Below are 16,181 nucleotides of genomic sequence, written 5' to 3'. Positions count from 1 at the left end.
GAAATTCCGTTGCCGGCCCAGCGGCGCCTTCGGTCGAATGCCTCCATGACTCATGACGGCCCGGCAGATCATGTGGAGCGGAACCGGCGTTTCTGGGACGACGAGGCGGCTGCGTGGCACGGTCCCCTCGCCCGGGACCACTGGGCGCAGGCGGAACCGTCCTGGGGACTGTGGGGCACCCCCGAGTCGCAGGCCCGCGTGCTTCCCGACGGCATCGACGGGATGCGCGCCATCGAACTGGGCTGCGGTACCGCCTACGTTTCCGCATGGCTGGCCAGAGCCGGCGCCCACCCCGTAGGGATCGACCTCTCGGAGAAGCAGCTCGCCACCGCTCGCGCGATGCAGGCGGAGTTCGGCATCGACTTCCCCCTCGTCCTGGGCGATGCCGAGCAGGTGCCGTACGAGGACGACACGTTCGACCTGGCGATCAGCGAGTACGGCGCCTCGCTGTGGTGCGACCCCTACGTCTGGATCCCGGAGGCGGCCCGGCTCCTCGTCCCCGGAGGCCGGCTGGTGTTCTCGCAGTACTCACCGCTGTTCGCGCTGTGCGCACGGCCCGAGGAAACCGCAACCACCACCCTGTCCCGCAGCCAGTTCGGCCTGACGAGACTGGACCAGGGGAACCACACGCAGTTCATCCTGCCGCACGGCGAGATGCTCCGTCTGCTGCGATCCTGCGGCTTCGTCGTCGAGGACCTGATCGAGATCCAGGCACCTCAGCACGCGCGGGACTACCCGGAGGTCTCCGCCGACTGGGCCCGGCAATGGCCGAGCGACGAGATCTGGAAGGCCCGGCTGTCAGGTTGACGGGCCGTCGGCTGCCGGACGATCCCGGCGCCGGTAGCGGCCGTCCTGCGGGAAGACCGTGCGCAGGACGAGCGCCGCGTCGAGGGCGCGGACGAGGGAGGAGGCCGGGGCCTTGGGGACGCCGGTCGCGGTCACCGTCGGGAACAGCGCGGCGAACGCCTGCCAGGGGCCCAGCCCGGGACGGAGCGGACGGGCGTCCTCGGCGGCCGTCTCCGGGCTGAAACCGGCGGCCTGCGACGTACGTGGCGACGAGATCGACGCCGTCCGGCACAGGCACGCGCCAGGACGAGCGGCGACGGCTCAGCACCACACCGGCATCAAGGACGACGTGTCACCCGACCGCGTCCCAGAACCCGCACAGCGCGTCAGCCCCCTGCTCCGGATCCTGGAGCATCCACTGATGCCCGACCCCGTCGAGAACCCGCACCCCCGCGCCGAGCATCCGCGCCACCTCGGCCCCCGCATCCCGGTCGTCGTAGGGATCCCCGGCCGGACGCAGCACCAGACCGGGAGCCGACGTCTCACGCAGCCCGGCCCCCCCAGTCGGCGTACAGGTTCGGCGTCGCCGACCGGTACAGGTCGAGGATCTCGCGCCCCATCACCGGGTCGATCCCCTCCTGGAGGGACCGCGCGTCGGCCTCCCGGACCCCCTGGGCCCGCAGGACCCCGGCGATGCTGCCGGGAGCGTCGTACGGCGTCGCGAACAGGCGGTCGAACCACGCCTCGCCGTCGCCGGGGGTCTGCCAGATCTGCGCGAGGGCGTGCCAGACGTACGACGGGTGCAGGACACCCGCGACGTCCGCGGCCCAGCTCCGCAGCGGTACGTCGTACGCCGTGACCACCCGGTACGTCAGCAGGGCGCCCCAGTCGTGCCCGACGAGATCGACCGGCCCCGGTACCTCCCGCAGCCGCGCCGCGAGCCACTCGGCGTGACGGTCCTTCCCGCCACCGAACCCGGCGGGCCTCCCGGTGCCGAATCCCGGCAGGTGCAGGGCGATGCTCTCCCGGTCGAGGCGGCGGCGCAGCCGGTCCCAGACCGCTCCGGTCTCGGGTACGCCGTGGACGAATACGACGGTCATGTCTCTCCATAGGTCGACGGAGAGGGCGATCTTTCCCCGCAGGCCCGTGGTAAACGTGCGCGGCGCCTCAGGAACAGGGCGGAGGGAACTCCACAGTGATACGGAGGCCCCCGGCGGGACGAGGGGTGAGGGTGAGCCGTCCCTCGTGTGCCTCGGTGATGCTTCTGACGATGGCCAGGCCGAGGCCGACGCCCGCGTGGTCGGCGTGGACGCGTTCCGTGCCGCGCTGGAACGGCTCGGTGAGGGTCGAGACGAGTTCCGTACCGAGGCGGGCGCCGGTGTTCTCGACCGTGAGCACCGCGCTCCCGGCACGGACGCCGGTCGTGACCCGCACGGTGCCCCGCTCGGGCAGGTTGTGGACGATCGCGTTGTGCACGAGGTTCATGGTCAGTTGCAGCAGAAGCGCCGGTGACCCGCTCGTCGGGGTGACGCCGCCGAGGGTCTCGACGGTCACGCCGCTCTTCTCGGCGAGCGGGAGCAGCGTCTCGGTGGCCTCCTCCGCCATGAGGGACAGGTCGACCTGTTCGCGCGTGAAGGAGCGCCGTTCGGCGCGGCCGAGCAGGAGCAGCGCCTCCGTGAGGGCGATCGCCCGGGTGTTGACGGCCTGGAGGCGGCCGAGGACCTCGCCGGTGTCGTGCGAGGGGTCGGCGAGGGCCACGTCGAGCAGTGACTTCGAGATCGCCAGCGGGGTGCGCAGTTCGTGCGAGGCGTTGGCCGCGAACCTCCGCTGCTCGTCGACGTGCGCTTCGAGCCGCGCGAGCATCGCGTCGAAGGCGTCGGCGAGTTCACGGAACTCGTCCTGCCGGCCCGGCAGCCGGATGCGGTGCGCGAGCGACCCCGTGGCCGCCGTGCGGGTGGCGCCGGTGATGCGGGCCAGGGGAGCGAGCATACGGCCGGCGAGGACCCATCCCCCCAGCAGCCCGAACACCAGCAGGAACGCCATGACGGCGGCTGCCATGGGCGCGAAACCGTTGACGAACACGGTGCCCGGAGTGGCCCGCCACGCCCCCTTCTCGTTGGTCTGCAACCACCCCTCCCGCAGGAGGAACACCCCCATGGCGCCCAGCAGCAAGGCACCGGCGAGCATGAGGAATCCGGCATAGCTGAGGGTCAGCTTGAGCCGGACACTCGGTCCGGGCGCCCTGTCCACGGTCCTCCCTCTCCGGCTCTCCGGCTCTCTGGGTTTCCGGCTTTCCGGCTTTCCGGCGACGACCACCCCACGCTACGGTCCGCCGCATATCGTCGGCATATCGGAAACCGCATACGCGCCGACAACGCCGCGCGCCTTTGACTGGGCGAATGTCCTCCAGCGAACCAGCGAGCCGAACCGCCCCCCGCCGGGGAAGCCTGACGGTCGGCCCGATCAGTGCCGCCGACCACCTGGCGTTCGTCCGGGCCCAGCGCTCGGCCAGCTTCCTCCGGACTCTGGCCTGGGGCCGCGTCAAGACGGAGTGGCGCGGCGAGTCCCTCGGCTGGTACGACGGCCGGCGGCTGGCCGGCGCCGGGCTCGTCCCGCACCGCCCGGTGCCGAGGCTGGAGCGCTACACGCTCGCCTACCTGCCCGAGGACCCGGTCATCGACTGGACGGGCGACACCGCCGCGCGGCTCGACCCGCCGGCGGCGTACCTCAAGACGCACGGCGCGTTCGCCGTCCGCCTCGGCCCGCACGACGCGTCTCGGCTTCGTGGCCGGCCTCGTTCGGGCACGGTTCGACTTCGACCGCCAGAACGCGTACGGGGTGACGCGCGAGCGCGGCGCCTCACCGGGGGAGACGCTGGCCCGGCTCCGGCAGGTGGCCTCACGGACGCCGGTCCCTCCGGCGCCCCCCGACAGCCGGCTCGTCGAGGAGATCGTCCATGGCGAGGACATCCGCCGCCCGCTGGACCTCACCCGCGGCTACCCCGGGACGCCGTCGTCAGGGCGCTCCGCCTCCAGGCCGCACCCCGGTGTCCTTCGGCGGCGCGAAGGAACGCGTGGCCCCTCCGCCTCACGGCGACCGACGCGGAGGTGTCGACCGGCGACGGCCCGGAGGTGACCGGGCCCGCGCTGTCCCTTTTGGATACGGCGGCGATATGCCGCTCGCGTGCGTGAGCCCAGAGGCGTAGACCCGCCTACGCTCCTCGGCGAGCGTCTCCGCCCGGGTTGACGGGGACGTCGCCGGTCCGGCACCAGGGTTTTTCGTATCTGCCGCCGCAGGCCCCGCACCGGGCTCGGAAGAGTGCGGTGCCGGGGCCCATCCGGTCACTCGGCTCGGCGGGGTACTCGGCGTTCTGGATTCTCGCGACGAGCCGCGGGGTGGCGCAGATGCACGCGGGGGCGCGGGGCGTGGGTGGCTGCGAGAGGGCGGGGGCGTCGACGAAGGCGGTCCGGTAGCCGTCGACCGGCCTGTACCTGGTCCGCCGCATGGCCTTCTCGAAGCGCTGCCGGCCGGTCCGGCCGGGGAAGATCAGGAGGAGGCCCGCCAGGAGCCGGAAGGAGCGGCCGAGAACCCGCCCGGGGTCCGGGTCGAAGACCGCGGCCGTGACACCGTCCTCGTCGACGAGGGGGACGCCGCCCGCGTACCGGGGATCGCCGGTGCTGAAGCCCACGGTCGCGGTGACGCCGTACTCGTCGGCGAGTTTCGCCAGGGCCGGGCCGATGCCGGGACGGAAGCGGACGGCGGCCTCCCGCAGCCGCCCGTCCCCGGTCGCGCGGGCGGCTTGCTCGGCCGCGGTCGCCGCGCTCAGGGCCTTCGCGCGGGAGGCGGCGTTCTTGGCGCGTATCTCGTCCCGCTTCTTGTCGTGGGCCGCTCGCAGCGAGGCGAGTTGGGGCTCGCGCTCGCGCCGGCGGCGCTCTTCCTCGGCGAGATGGACGTCCTCGGCGGTGACGTACTGCGGCGCCGTCCACACCGTGACGAGCGGCCTGTGCGGGTACGGCAGCGGGATACGCGGCGTGTGCGTGACGATCCGGCGGGCGAACGCCCAGCCGAGGAACTGGGTGAGCGGGGCCGGAACGGCGCTCCAGCCCCGGCCGGTGAACTTCACCAGCCCTTCGGCGGCGGCCAGTTCCGTGCTCCCCTCGGGCCGCTCCAGGCGCACGGACGGGACAGCGCCGAGCCAGGGCGGGCGCGGCCGGTCGCTGAACCAGATCGAGGCGACCCCGTCGGCGCGCATCCTGGCCGTGCGGGCGGCGATGTCGGTGCCGGTGATCGGGGCGAGCTGGGCTTCGAGGGCCGTTCTCCAGGTCCCGGCGGGGTCGGTGGCCAGGACGTCGGCCCGCCAGGCGCCGTCGGGGCCGGGGACTTCGAGTTCGGCGTGGGCGCCGGCGTCGCGGGCGGCGGTGGCGAGTTCGAGCTTGAGGAGATGGTGGGCGACGGATTCCAGGCCGAGCGCGCAGGTGGGGGCGCCGGGGGCGTGGGCGAAGAACCGTAGGCCGGTGCGGGAGGTCTTCGCGTGCATGGGGTGGTGGCACTCGTCGCAGGTGATCGGCGCGGGCGGCCGGCTCTTCCACACCGCCTCCCAACTGCGCCCGCACCCGAGATCGGGCAGGTGCGCGAAGACGGTTCCCCACTGTGCGTGCACGGCCCTGAACGCCACGCCGGCCTCCCCCTGTCGGTCGGTGAGGCCAGTATGGCGCGGGGCACTGACATCGCCTCAGGCCGTGGCGGGCCCTTGCGTGCGGAAACCGATCAGTTTACGGTGATGCAAACTGATCGGTTTCTCGCTGCTCGGGCGGGCCGCGAGACGGACAAGGAGCGCCGGATGACTGCCGTACGCGATACCGATCCGACAGAACCCAGGCTTCCGGCGAAACTGGCCGCCCACCCCTCCGTACAGGCGTTGCTCGCCCGGCGCGAGGCCGGTGACGTCGCGAACCCGCCGAAGGTGATCGACGCCGCCTGGCTGCGGGAGCTGTGCCTCGCGTCCGGCGCGGACGACGCGGCGGCGGTGAGCCTGGACCACCCGGACCTGGCCGGCGAACGGGAACACGTGCTCGGCGCGCTGCCCGGCACCCGCACCCTGATCGCCATGGTGTTCCGGATGAACCGCGACAACTGCCGCTCCCCGGCGCGGAGCGTGGCCAACCAGGAGTTCCACCAGACCGACGAGCAGGCCAACCACGCCGCGCGGGCCGTCACGCGGGCGTTGCAGGACGCCGGGCATCGCGCGCTGAACCCGTCGGCCGCGTTCCCCCAGGAGATGGACCGGTACCCCGGCCGGATCTGGGTCGTGGCGCACAAGACGGTCGCGGTGGCCGCCGGACTCGGCGTGATGGGGCTGCACCGCAACGTCATCCACCCGAAGTTCGGCAACTTCGTACTGCTGGCCACCGTCCTGGTCGACGCGGAAGTGGGCGAGTACGGACGGGAGCTGGACTACAACCCGTGCATCGACTGCAAGTTGTGCGTCGCCGTCTGCCCGGTCGGCGCGATCGACAAGGGCGGCGCGTTCGACGGACTGGCCTGCGCCACGCACAACTACCGTGAGTTCATGAGCGGGTTCACCGACTGGGTGCAGACCGTCGCCGACAGCGAGGACGCCGCGGACTACCGCTCCCGGGTCACCGACTCCGAGAGCGCCTCGATGTGGCAGAGCCTCTCCTCGCCCCCCGGCTACAAGTCCGGCTACTGCCTCGCGGTCTGCCCCGGCGGCGAGGACGTCCTCGGTCCCTACCTGGACGACCGCAAGAACTTCATGGACACCGTGCTGCGCCCCCTCCAGGACAAGACGGAGACGCTGTACGTCCTGCCGGGCTCCCACGCGCAGGAGTACGCCCGGCGCCGCTTCCCCCACAAGCCGGTCAAGGAGGTCACCGGCGGCTGGCAGCCCCCGGCGAAACGCTCCGAGTCGTCCTGACGGGCCGGTCCCGACGGCAAAGCCGGGGAACCCGAGCCCCGACGGCGTACGCACACGCCGGACGCACCCCGCATCGAACCGCCGGTCCGGCTACGGCTGCGGCGCGATCCCCCGCATCGCCATCACCAGCAGCCGCTGCGCCTCCGCCGCCGGATGTCGTGGTGCTGCTGCCCAGGGTGCCCGGCGTCGCCGGCCGAGAAGCTGAGCGACCTCTGACCGCCCGGGGGAGTCGCCGGCAGCCCCGCGTCCGCCAGGGTGAGGTCGGCCTTCTCGGTCAGGCCGTAGAAGTACACGTCCGAAGCCGCTTCCGCCGTCTGCCCGTGACGCCGAAATCGCACAGCGGCGGCGCTTCGGCAACCGCCCCTGAAACCTCAGCGCACGCCCGCCGCGTCGAGGAGGGTCGTGACCGTGGGGGTGATGAGCCCGGTGAGGCTGTCGGCGCCGATGCCCGCACGGGCGCTGGCGCCGTCGAAGACGAGGATCAGCTGGCGGGCCAGCAGACCGGGGTCACCCGCGCCGCCTCGTTCGGCCTCGGACCGGAAGAACGACGTCAGGTTCCCCTTGATCCGATGGGCCACCTTGCTGGCGGGGTGATCCCGGTCCTTCAGCTCGATCTGTACGGCCAGGTACCGGCAGCCGCGGAACTCGGGCGCGCCCGACTGGAGTTCCACCTGCTCGAAGACGTGCGTGATCCGCTCGCGGGCAGAACGGCCGTCGTCGGCGGCGGGCAGGAGCGACGCCACGAAGGCGGAGGCACGCTCCTCCAGGCTCGCCGCCAGCAGTTCGTCCTTGGTCTCGAACAGCTGGTACAGGGAGCGCTTCGACACTCCCGCCGCCTTGCACAGTGCGTCGACGCCGACACCGACGCCGTCCCGGTAGGTGAGCGTGGCTACCGCCTCCAGCAGCCGCTCTCTGGGGCTTGGCTTCACTTCGGTGGTCATATTGCGAGGTTAACGCGATTCCACCGAGATGGAAACCGATCGGTTTATGAGCTTTATCGCAGGTGCCGCGCAGCGATGCGGACTCAGTGGGCGATCACGGGCTCGCCCTCCGACGGCGCCAGCGCCGTGTTCGGTATCAGGATCGCCGCGAGCACCGCGCCGACCACGAAGAACCCGGCGCCCCACGCCAGAGTGGCCGTGTAGCCCTCGACCCCCGCTTGAGCGGCGGTCAGCGCGCCGGCCTTGTGCGAGGACAGGTAGTCGCTCGCGGCCGACGACGCGACGGTGGTCAGCAGCGCCGTACTGATCGAGCCGCCCACCTGCTGACCGGTGTTGATCAGCGCCGACGCGACGCCCGTGTCCTCGTGGTGCACACCGGCGGTCGCACCCTGGAACGCGGTGGTCATCACCCCGCCGAGGCCGAGCCCCAGCAGGATCATGCCGGGCATGATGTGGGCGGCGTAGGCGCTGTCCAGCTCAAGCCTGCTCAGCAGGGCCATACCGGTCGCGGCGACCAGGAAACTGGCGCTGACCACGACCTTCGGGCCGACCCTGGGCAGCAGCAGCGCGGGCGCCGTGGTCGCCGCGGCGACGATCCCCCCGACCATCGGCAGGAACGCGAGCCCGGTCTTGATCGGCGAGTAGCCGAGGCTGGCCTCCAGGTAATAGGTGAGGAACAGGAAGATCGAGAACATCCCCATGCCCACGACGAACACCGCCAGGAACGAACCACCGCGGGTCCGGTCCCGCACGAGCCGCAACGGCAGCAGCGGATGCGCCACCCTGGACTCCAGCCACACGAACACCGCGAGCAGCACCGCGCCGACGATCATGGAGCCGAGGGCGACCGGGTCGGTCCAGCTGGTGGATTCGACGTGTGCGAACCCGTAGACGACGGCGAACAGCGCGGCGCTCACCACGAGGGTGCCGGGAACGTCGATCCGGGGCCGCTTGGTGATCGCCGGCTTGGCCAGCCACAGCAGCGCGCCGGCCAGTGCGACGCCCGCGAAGACGACGTTCACGTACATCACCCAGCGCCATGACGCCCATTCGGTGAGCATGCCGCCGAGCAGCAGCCCGACCGCGCCCCCGGCACCGGCCAGCGCGCTGAAGACGCCGAAGGCCCTCGCCCTCTCGGCCGGTTCGGTGAAGGTCACGCTGAGCAGCGAGAGCGCCGCGGGTGCGAGCAGCGCGGCGAAGAGCCCCTGGGCCACACGCGCCGCGACGAGGACCTCGAAGCTGCCCGCCGCGCCGCCGAGCACGGACGCGCCCGCGAAGCCGATCAGGCCGGTCAGGAAGGTGGTGCGGCGGCCGAAGAGGTCGCCGAGCCGGCCGCCGAGCAGCAGCAGGCTGCCGAACGCCAGGGCGTATCCCGTGATGACCCACTGCCTGCTGCCGTCGCTGAAGCCGAGGTCGTGCTGCGCCGCGGGCAGTGCGATGTTCACCACGGTCGCGTCGAGCGTGACCATGAGCTGCGCCGTGCCCAGTACGGCGAGTACCAACCAGCGCACGGCGTGGGAGCCGCGACGGCCCGGGTCTGTTTTTCCGGAGGCGGGTGCCTCGCGGTCGAAGGTGGTACTCACTTTTCCCCTTGGTCGCTGGGCGCGGACCGGCCAATGGCCGGAAACCGATCTGTTTCCATTCAGGTAAACAGATCGGTTTCCATGATGCAAGTGCTGGTGGCGGCCAGGGATTGTGCGAAGAAACCGATCGGTTTACCATTGGCGGGAACCGATCGGTTTCGCCTCGTGCGGACATGACCGTCCCCTGCTGGGTCGTCCGCTCCACCGGACCGCGCCAGTCACGTTTCCGCAGCACACACGCAAGGAGTCGGCGAGATGCCCCACCCCACGATCCGCATCCCCGGGACCACCAGCCACACGCTCGCCCCGCGCGCGGGACGCCACCCTCGCGAGGGAGAGCTGCGCTACCTCAAGGCCGGTTCCGGTGCGCCTCTGGTCCTGCTGCACACCGTGCGCACGCAGGCCGAGCACTTCCGCTCCCTCATCCCGCTGATCGCGGACCACTACACGGTCTACGCCCTCGATCTGCCGGGGATGGGCTACTCCGAGATCGTGCCCGGAGCGTCGCACGACGAGCCCGCCATGCGCGCGGGCGTCGAACGGCTCCTCACCGAACTCGACCTGCGGGACGCGACCCTGGTGGGGGAGTCCATGGGCGCGGTGCTCGCCCTGACCGCCGCGGCGGATCTGCCGGAACGGGTGCGGCGCGTCGTCGCGGTGAACACGTACGACTTCCGCGACGGGATCGCCCGCTCCAGCCTCCTCGCCCGGGTGGTGGTCGGCGCCGTTCTCGCTCCGGGCGTGGGCCCGACGGTCGCCGGGGTGGAGCCCCGGCCGGTCGTGCGCAGGATCCTCCAGGGCGGACTGAGCGACAAGAGCGCTCTGCGGGAGGACTACGTGGACGAACTCCTCCAGGTGGGCGGCCGTCCCGGCTATCCGGCCGTGGCCCGAGGGGTGTACCAGAGCATCCCCAGCCTCATCGCGGCCCGCTCGCGCTACCCCGAGGTCAAGGCCCCCGTCCACCTCGTCTACGGCGAGAACGACTGGTCCCGGCCCTCGGACCGGGAGGCCAACAGGGAACTGCTGCCTTCCGCCGAGTTCACGCAGGTGCCGGGGGTGGGTCATTTCATCGCGCTGGAGAGGCCCGAGGTGGTGGCCGGTCTGGTGAACGCGGTGGCGTGACCGACCCTCGGCCGGGGTCACCGCCTGCCGGGCTTGCATCGTGAAACCGATCGGTTTACAGTCACTGAAACCGATCGGTTTCCTACTTCTGGAGGCAGTCGTGACAACACTCAAGGGCGCCACCGTCCTCGTCACCGGAGGCGGCCGGGGCATCGGCAGGATGCTGGTGGAGAATCTCTACGAGCGCGGCGCCGCCAAGGTCTACGCGACGGCCCGCGACCCGCGCACGGTGACGCACTCCCGCGCCGTGGCGCTCGCACTCGAAGTGACCGACCCGGCGTCCGTGACGGCCGCCGCCGAACAGGCCCAGGACGTCACCGTCCTGATCAACAACGCCGGCGCCTCGGTCCGCGCCTCCTACCTCGACTCCCCGATGGACGACGTACGCCGGGACCTGGAGACCAACTTCTACGGCCCCCTGCTGGTCACCCGCGCCTTCGCACCGATCATCGAGCGCAACGGCGGCGGACACATACTCAACGTCCACTCCGCCCTGTCCTGGCTGGCCGACGGCACGCCGTACAGCGCCTCGAAAGCCGCCCTGTGGTCGCAGACCAACTCCCTGCGCCTGGAGCTGAAGCCGCGCGGCATCGCGGTGACCGGACTCCATGTCGCCTACGTGGACACCGACATGACGTCGGGGCTCGACGCGGCCAAGGCCGACCCCCGCGACGTCGCCGTGGCAGCGCTCGACGGCATCGAGGCGGGAGCCCACGAGGTCCTCGCCGACGACACCACCCGCTGGGTCAAGTCGCAGCTGTCCGAGGACCTGGAAGCGCTGTACGCGCAGCTGAACCAGTAGCACGGTGACCCCCGACCCACTCCGACCCGGCAAAGGGCACCCTGATGTCAGAAACCCCTCCCGTCCTGATCGCCGGAGCCGAGGTCTTCGTCGGCGACCTGCTGAACCTGGCCGACGTGACCGCCGCACCGAAGGGCTGCCGCCGGCCTGATGATCGCGGCGGCGTACGCGCAGGGTGACATCGCGGCGTTCGTCGGCATCTCCGAGTACGAGCAGTCGTTCATGACGCTGGAGAAGATGACCGCACCGCTGGAGGAACGGCGCGCGTTGCTCGGCGGGCTCGTCATGGAGTGGTCGGGCCTGCCCACCGTCAACATCCGCGGGGCCGTGTTCGTCGAGAACCCCCTGCCGACCTGGCTCGCGCTGGAGCCGCTGAGCAAGGGCGAACCGCGCCTGCCCTTCGGCGAGCACCGGCTCGCACCCGTCGCCGGATACGACGTGGCGGAGGACTTCGCGGCCGTGCTGGGGCACCCGGTCGCCTACGTTCCCGAGGACGTCGAGACCTGGAACGCGGCCTTCGTCGACGGCAGCCTCGGCGAACTCCCGCACACCGCGCAGCACATGAAGACCCTGACCCGGCTGATCTGTGCGGTGGGCGCTGGAGAACTACCCGCACAACCAGGAGTTGGCGGCTGCGCTGAGCTGGCACGCGCGTCAGCGGAAGCGTCTCCAGCCACGGTTTCGACCCCGATCCGAGTATCCGCGCCACCCGCATCGCGTGCGCCCTGCCCGGCGTCCGGATGACCTCTCTGCCCCAACTCGCCGCTGAACGCGGCCTGCTGATCCACCCCCCATCGAAGTGCGTGACGCGGTCGTGTGTACCTCCCACCGCGTCGGACAAACAGGAAAGGATGCCCGATGGCCGGCAAGAACAGGCTCGGCGACCATCCCACCGTCGTGAAAGTCCGCCAGCGGAACGATCACGGCGTCACCCGGCCCGCCGGGCCACTGGACGCCGTCCGGCTGCGGCAACTGTGTCTCGACGCGGGCGCGGATGACGTCGGTTTCGTCGAGATCGACCGGCCGGACATCGCCGACCAGCGGGCGGACCTGGAAGCCGCGCTGCCGGGTGTCCGTACGCTGATCAGCTTCGTGACCCGGATGAACCGGGAGAACATCCGCACCCCGGCGCGCTCGGTGGCCAACCTGGAGTTCCACCACACCGGCGACCACACCAACGAGGTCGGGCGGCACGTGGTGGGGGAGCTGGAGGCGATGGGCGTACGCGCCATCAACCCCGCGATGGGCTTTCCGATGGAAATGGACAAGTTCCCCCGGAAGACGTGGGTCGTCGGGCACAAACCGGTCGCCGTCGCGGCCGGACTCGGCAAGATGGGAATCCACCGCAACGTCATCCACCCCCAGTTCGGCAATTTCATCCTGCTGGGCACCATCCTCGTCGACAGCGAAGTCAGCGCATACGACCGCCCCATCGACTACAACCCCTGCCTGGAATGCAAGCTGTGCGTGACGGCCTGCCCGACCGGGGCGATCGCGTCCGACGGCCACTTCAACTTCTCCGCCTGCTACACCCACAACTACCGTGAATTCATGGGGGGATTCGGCGACTGGGCGGAACAGGTCGCCGAAAGCCGAACCGCCGACGACTACCGCTCGCGCGTGAGTGACAGCGAGAGCGCGTCCATGTGGCAGAGCCTGTCCTTCGGCGCCAACTACAAAGCCGCCTACTGCATGTCGGTGTGCCCGGCCGGCGAGGACGTCATCGGGCCCTGGCTGGAGAACCGCAAGTCGCACCTGACCCAGGTCGTACGCCCCCTGGTGGACAAGGAAGAGACCGTCTACGTCGTCCCCGGCTCCGACGCCGAGCAGCACGTGGCCAGACAGTTCCCGAACAAGCGGACGAAGCATGTCGCGATGAGCCTGCGCGCGAACAGTATCGACGGCCTCGTGGAAGGCATGCCGCTGATCTTCCAGCGCGAACAGGCCAAGGACATGTCCGCCACCTACCACTTCACCTTCACCGGAGCCGAGTCCCGGCAGATCACCGTGACCATCCATGACCGTGAACTCGATATCACCGACGGACATCACGGCGACGCGGATCTCAAGGTCACCGCCGACACGGCCACTTGGCTGCGTTTCCTCACCAAACCGACCGTGCTGGCGTGGGCACTGGTCCGGCGCCAGATCAAATTGCAGGGCTCTCCTCGGCTGTTGCGCGAATTCGGCCGTTGCTTTCCGTCCTGATCGGTCACGAATAAAAGCAGACCACCCCCGACAAAGCGAAAGGCCGGTCATGAGCACTCTCGGCACCGAGACCGAACTCGACCTCGTACTCGAACGCAAAGAAGCGATAGCCGACGGCGTCGTACTGCTGACGCTGCGGGACCCGGCAGGCCGACCCCTGCCGGAATGGGAGCCGGGAGCACACATCGACCTGGTCCTGCGAGCCGACCTCGTCCGGCAGTACTCACTGTGCGGGGACCCGGCGGACCGGTCCCGCCTCCAGATCGCGGTGCTGCGTGAACCGGAGAGCCGGGGCGGGTCGAGCCACGTGCACGACGTGCTCACCGAAGGCGAGCCGGTGCGCGTACGCGGCCCGCGCAACCACTTCCCGCTCGTGAAGGCCAAGAGCTACCTGTTCATCGCGGGCGGCATCGGCGTCACCCCGATCCTCCCCATGATCGCGGCCGTCGACGCGACCCGCGCCGACTGGCGTCTCGTCTACGGCGGCCGTACCCGAGCGTCGATGGCCTTCGCGCAGACCCTGCGCCAGACGTACGGAGACCGGGTGAGCCTGCGACCGCAGGACGAGTACGGGCTGCTGGACCTGCCCGCCCTGCTCGGCAAGCCGCAACGGAAGACGGCCGTCTACACCTGCGGCCCGGAACCCCTGCTCGCGGCGGTCGAGGCCGGCTGCGCGAAGTGGCCGGCCGGCTCCCTGCACCTGGAGCGCTTCACCCCGAAGACGGACGCCACCACCGGCCCGCTCACGACCTTCGAGGTCGAACTCGCCCAGAGCGGCCGGACAGTGAAGGTCTCCGAGAACATGTCCGTCCTGGAGGCCGTAGCGGGGGCCGGCGTCTCGGTGATGACCTCGTGCGAGGAAGGCATCTGCGGAACCTGCGAAACGACGGTCCTCTCCGGCGGGATCGACCACCGCGACTCGGTCCTGAACGACGAGGAACGTGCGGCGGGCGACACCATGATGATCTGCGTCTCGCGGGCCAAGGGCGACCGCCTGGTGCTGGACCTCTGATCCGTTCCCGGAAGAGCGGCTGGGCCCTGCCGGGGGGCGCGCGGGATTTTAGCAAAATGGTCGGCAGTCGACGCTAAAGATTCGACCAAATGGGTCCATCGGATGATGACGGGCTGTTTCGCCGGACAGGGCGGGGTCACGGCCCGGACAATCTTGATCGAGGTGCGTTCCGCCCCGGACGTCTTCCACTGACCCTGGAGTATCCATGCGACACGCTGTCTCCCGCCCGCGCACACGAGCCCTGGCCGTCGGGCTCACGCTCGCCGCGGCCACGCTCTTACCCGCCGGCTCTGCCGGCGCGGCCGACGCGTACGAGTGGGCCGCGCTCGGCGACTCGTTCACCGCCGGCGTCTTCGTCGGCGACCCACAGCCCCCGCTGGGAGATCCGTCGCAGGACGGCTGCGCAAGGACCAGCGGCTCCTACCCCAGCGTGGTCGAACGGAGACTCGCCGAGGTCCCGCCGGGCAAGCACGTCCGCCTGACCAACGTCGCGTGCAGCAGCGCCGTCATCGCGAACATCGCCAAGGTCAGGCAGACGCCGATCAGCCCGGTCGAGACCCCGCCCGGCGGCTGGCCCGCGGTGGACACGCAGATCGAGCGGGCCGGGCTCGACGCCGGGACCGACATCGTCACCATCGCCATCGGCGGCAACAGCCTGCCCTTCGGCGACATCTTCCCCAAGTGCCTCGAACTGGGCGCGGTCGACCAGTCCTGCCGCGCGTACTTCACCGACCCGCCCGCAGGGGTGGAGAGCGTCGGGGAGAGGCTCGCCCGGGTCCAGAACGAGTACGTCGAGATGCTGGCCGAGGTGCACCGGGCCGCGCCCAACGCCAAGGTGATCAACATCGGCTACCCGACCATCATGCCGACCCGGGGCAGCGCCTGTGCCCGAGGGTCCCTCACCGGACTCGGCACGACCACCCACGCCGACATCGACTGGCTCCGCGACGACGTCCTCAAGCCGCTGAACAGGACGCTCCAGCGGGCCTCGGCGTCCTTCGGTGACCGCTACGTCAACGTCTTCTCGTCCAGCGAGGGCCACGACGTCTGTCAGCCCGAGGGCACCAAGTGGATGGAAGGGATCTGCGGCGACGCCGCCGACTACTGGCCCACCACGTTCCCCGGCACGGGCGTGGAGTGCGCTCCCATCGACAAGCACGCCACGATGATCCACCCCAACGCCGCGGGACACGCCAACACGGCGGTCCACGTGGAGCGGGCGATCCGCCTGGCTCTCCGCCGGCACTGACCGAACCCTGACGCCGGAGCCCGGTCCGACGGCTTCGGCGTCAGGACGGCAGCAGCGCTTCGATCCGGGCGATGACGTCAGGGGCGTCCGGCTTGACGCGCGACCCGATGCGCTGGATCACCGAGCCGTCGGGCGAGACGAGGAACTTCTCGAAGTTCCACTCGACGTCCCCGCCCACCCCGCGTTCGTCGTGGGCGGCGGTGAGGATCTCGTAGACCGGATGCCGTCGCGTACCGTTCACGTCCACCTTCTCGAAGAGCGGGAAGGTGACGTCGTACGTGGTCGAGCAGAACTCCTGGATCTCCTCGGAGGTGCCCGGCTCCTGCTGCCCGAACTGGTTGCAGGGGAAGCCCAGGACGGTGAACCCGCGAGGTCCGTAGCGCCGGTGCAGTTCTTCGAGCGCCGCGTACTGCGGCGTGCGCCCGCACCGCGAGGCCACGTTCACCACGAGAAGGACCTTGCCCCGATAGGGGCTCAGGTCACCGGGCTCCCCGGCGAGGGTGCGGACGGGGATGTCGTACAGGGACATGTCGCTCCGCTCGT

The 16,181-nt window shown here is 70.7% G+C and carries 18 protein-coding genes and 2 pseudogenes; 11 read left to right on the top strand and 9 right to left on the bottom strand.

What is annotated here, in order from left to right:
- The first annotated feature begins 45 nt into the window (after positions 1-45).
- On the top strand, positions 46-807 hold the full coding sequence (locus ACQCO7_RS01505) for a class I SAM-dependent methyltransferase (RefSeq protein ID WP_464070029.1): 762 nt from the start codon (positions 46-48) through the stop codon (positions 805-807).
- Here ACQCO7_RS01505 and ACQCO7_RS01500 read toward each other — a convergent pair.
- The 4 genes from ACQCO7_RS01500 to ACQCO7_RS01485 all read right to left on the bottom strand — a co-directional run bounded on the left by ACQCO7_RS01500 (position 799) and on the right by ACQCO7_RS01485 (position 3,036).
- Positions 799-942 carry a hypothetical protein gene (locus ACQCO7_RS01500; RefSeq protein ID WP_464070028.1) on the bottom strand — a complete coding sequence of 48 codons (144 nt, stop codon included), beginning with the start codon at positions 940-942 and terminating at the stop codon, positions 799-801. The two genes, ACQCO7_RS01505 and ACQCO7_RS01500, sit on opposite strands and share 9 nt — an antisense overlap.
- A 196-nt stretch (positions 943-1,138) precedes the next feature.
- Positions 1,139-1,309, bottom strand: a complete 171-nt coding sequence (locus tag ACQCO7_RS01495) for a hypothetical protein (RefSeq protein WP_464070027.1) — start codon at positions 1,307-1,309, stop codon at positions 1,139-1,141.
- Between the two features lie 19 nt (positions 1,310-1,328).
- The gene (locus tag ACQCO7_RS01490; RefSeq protein ID WP_464070026.1) at positions 1,329-1,886 is read right to left on the bottom strand and encodes an alpha/beta fold hydrolase; all 558 of its coding nucleotides are present in this window, start codon (positions 1,884-1,886) and stop codon (positions 1,329-1,331) included.
- 67 nt (positions 1,887-1,953) lie between these two features.
- On the bottom strand, positions 1,954-3,036 hold the full coding sequence (locus tag ACQCO7_RS01485; RefSeq protein ID WP_464070025.1) for a sensor histidine kinase: 1,083 nt from the start codon (positions 3,034-3,036) through the stop codon (positions 1,954-1,956).
- Between the two features lie 149 nt (positions 3,037-3,185).
- Here ACQCO7_RS01485 and ACQCO7_RS01480 point away from each other — a divergent pair.
- Together ACQCO7_RS01480 and ACQCO7_RS01475 are read left to right on the top strand one after the other, a co-directional pair.
- Positions 3,186-3,551, top strand: a pseudogene (locus ACQCO7_RS01480) (peptidoglycan bridge formation glycyltransferase FemA/FemB family protein); the annotation flags it as partial.
- A pseudogene (locus tag ACQCO7_RS01475) lies at positions 3,544-3,977 on the top strand (maleylpyruvate isomerase mycothiol-dependent enzyme family protein); the annotation flags it as partial. The pseudogenes ACQCO7_RS01480 and ACQCO7_RS01475, both read left to right, overlap by 8 nt.
- A 20-nt stretch (positions 3,978-3,997) precedes the next feature.
- Here the strand turns inward: ACQCO7_RS01475 and ACQCO7_RS01470 are convergent.
- Complete coding sequence (locus ACQCO7_RS01470) at positions 3,998-5,461, bottom strand: competence protein CoiA family protein (protein WP_464070024.1); 1,464 nt, start codon at positions 5,459-5,461, stop codon at positions 3,998-4,000.
- A 165-nt stretch (positions 5,462-5,626) separates the two neighbouring features.
- On the opposite strand from ACQCO7_RS01470, the gene ACQCO7_RS01465 reads away from it, so the two are divergent.
- Complete coding sequence (locus ACQCO7_RS01465; protein ID WP_464070023.1) at positions 5,627-6,721, top strand: 4Fe-4S binding protein; 1,095 nt, start codon at positions 5,627-5,629, stop codon at positions 6,719-6,721.
- 122 nt (positions 6,722-6,843) lie between these two features.
- On the opposite strand, the gene ACQCO7_RS01460 is transcribed toward ACQCO7_RS01465, so the two are convergent.
- The 3 genes from ACQCO7_RS01460 to ACQCO7_RS01450 all read right to left on the bottom strand — a co-directional run bounded on the left by ACQCO7_RS01460 (position 6,844) and on the right by ACQCO7_RS01450 (position 9,245).
- Complete coding sequence (locus ACQCO7_RS01460) at positions 6,844-7,059, bottom strand: hypothetical protein (RefSeq protein ID WP_464070022.1); 216 nt, start codon at positions 7,057-7,059, stop codon at positions 6,844-6,846.
- 33 nt (positions 7,060-7,092) lie between these two features.
- Positions 7,093-7,662, bottom strand: a complete 570-nt coding sequence (locus ACQCO7_RS01455) for a TetR/AcrR family transcriptional regulator (protein ID WP_464070021.1) — start codon at positions 7,660-7,662, stop codon at positions 7,093-7,095.
- 83 nt (positions 7,663-7,745) lie between these two features.
- The gene (locus ACQCO7_RS01450) at positions 7,746-9,245 is read right to left on the bottom strand and encodes an MFS transporter (protein WP_464070020.1); all 1,500 of its coding nucleotides are present in this window, start codon (positions 9,243-9,245) and stop codon (positions 7,746-7,748) included.
- A 255-nt stretch (positions 9,246-9,500) separates the two neighbouring features.
- On the opposite strand from ACQCO7_RS01450, the gene ACQCO7_RS01445 reads away from it, so the two are divergent.
- The 7 genes from ACQCO7_RS01445 (at position 9,501) to ACQCO7_RS01415 (ending at position 15,638) form a co-directional block, all read left to right on the top strand.
- The gene (locus ACQCO7_RS01445) at positions 9,501-10,367 is read left to right on the top strand and encodes an alpha/beta fold hydrolase (protein ID WP_464070019.1); all 867 of its coding nucleotides are present in this window, start codon (positions 9,501-9,503) and stop codon (positions 10,365-10,367) included.
- A gap of 100 nt (positions 10,368-10,467) precedes the next feature.
- Positions 10,468-11,169, top strand: a complete 702-nt coding sequence (locus tag ACQCO7_RS01440; RefSeq protein ID WP_464070018.1) for an SDR family oxidoreductase — start codon at positions 10,468-10,470, stop codon at positions 11,167-11,169.
- Positions 11,170-11,213: 44 nt separating this feature from the next.
- On the top strand, positions 11,214-11,348 hold the full coding sequence (locus ACQCO7_RS01435) for a hypothetical protein (protein ID WP_464070017.1): 135 nt from the start codon (positions 11,214-11,216) through the stop codon (positions 11,346-11,348).
- On the top strand, positions 11,320-11,913 hold the full coding sequence (locus ACQCO7_RS01430; RefSeq protein WP_464070016.1) for a Rossmann-fold NAD(P)-binding domain-containing protein: 594 nt from the start codon (positions 11,320-11,322) through the stop codon (positions 11,911-11,913). Before ACQCO7_RS01435 ends, ACQCO7_RS01430 begins: the two co-directional genes overlap by 29 nt.
- A gap of 114 nt (positions 11,914-12,027) precedes the next feature.
- Complete coding sequence (locus tag ACQCO7_RS01425; RefSeq protein ID WP_464070015.1) at positions 12,028-13,377, top strand: SCP2 sterol-binding domain-containing protein; 1,350 nt, start codon at positions 12,028-12,030, stop codon at positions 13,375-13,377.
- A 49-nt stretch (positions 13,378-13,426) separates the two neighbouring features.
- A complete protein-coding gene (locus ACQCO7_RS01420) occupies positions 13,427-14,389 on the top strand; it encodes a PDR/VanB family oxidoreductase (RefSeq protein ID WP_464070014.1) in 963 nt (320 codons plus the stop codon).
- Between the two features lie 205 nt (positions 14,390-14,594).
- On the top strand, positions 14,595-15,638 hold the full coding sequence (locus tag ACQCO7_RS01415) for an SGNH/GDSL hydrolase family protein (RefSeq protein WP_464070013.1): 1,044 nt from the start codon (positions 14,595-14,597) through the stop codon (positions 15,636-15,638).
- A 40-nt stretch (positions 15,639-15,678) separates the two neighbouring features.
- Here ACQCO7_RS01415 and ACQCO7_RS01410 read toward each other — a convergent pair whose 3' ends face one another.
- Entirely contained in the window at positions 15,679-16,167 is a 489-nt protein-coding gene (locus tag ACQCO7_RS01410; RefSeq protein ID WP_464070012.1) for a glutathione peroxidase, read from the bottom strand.
- Positions 16,168-16,181 lie beyond the last annotated feature (14 nt).

Source organism: Streptomyces saintjeani (assembly GCF_055409605.1).
Note: the sequence above shows the minus strand (reverse complement) of the source record. Positions and strands in the feature narration are given on the sequence as shown.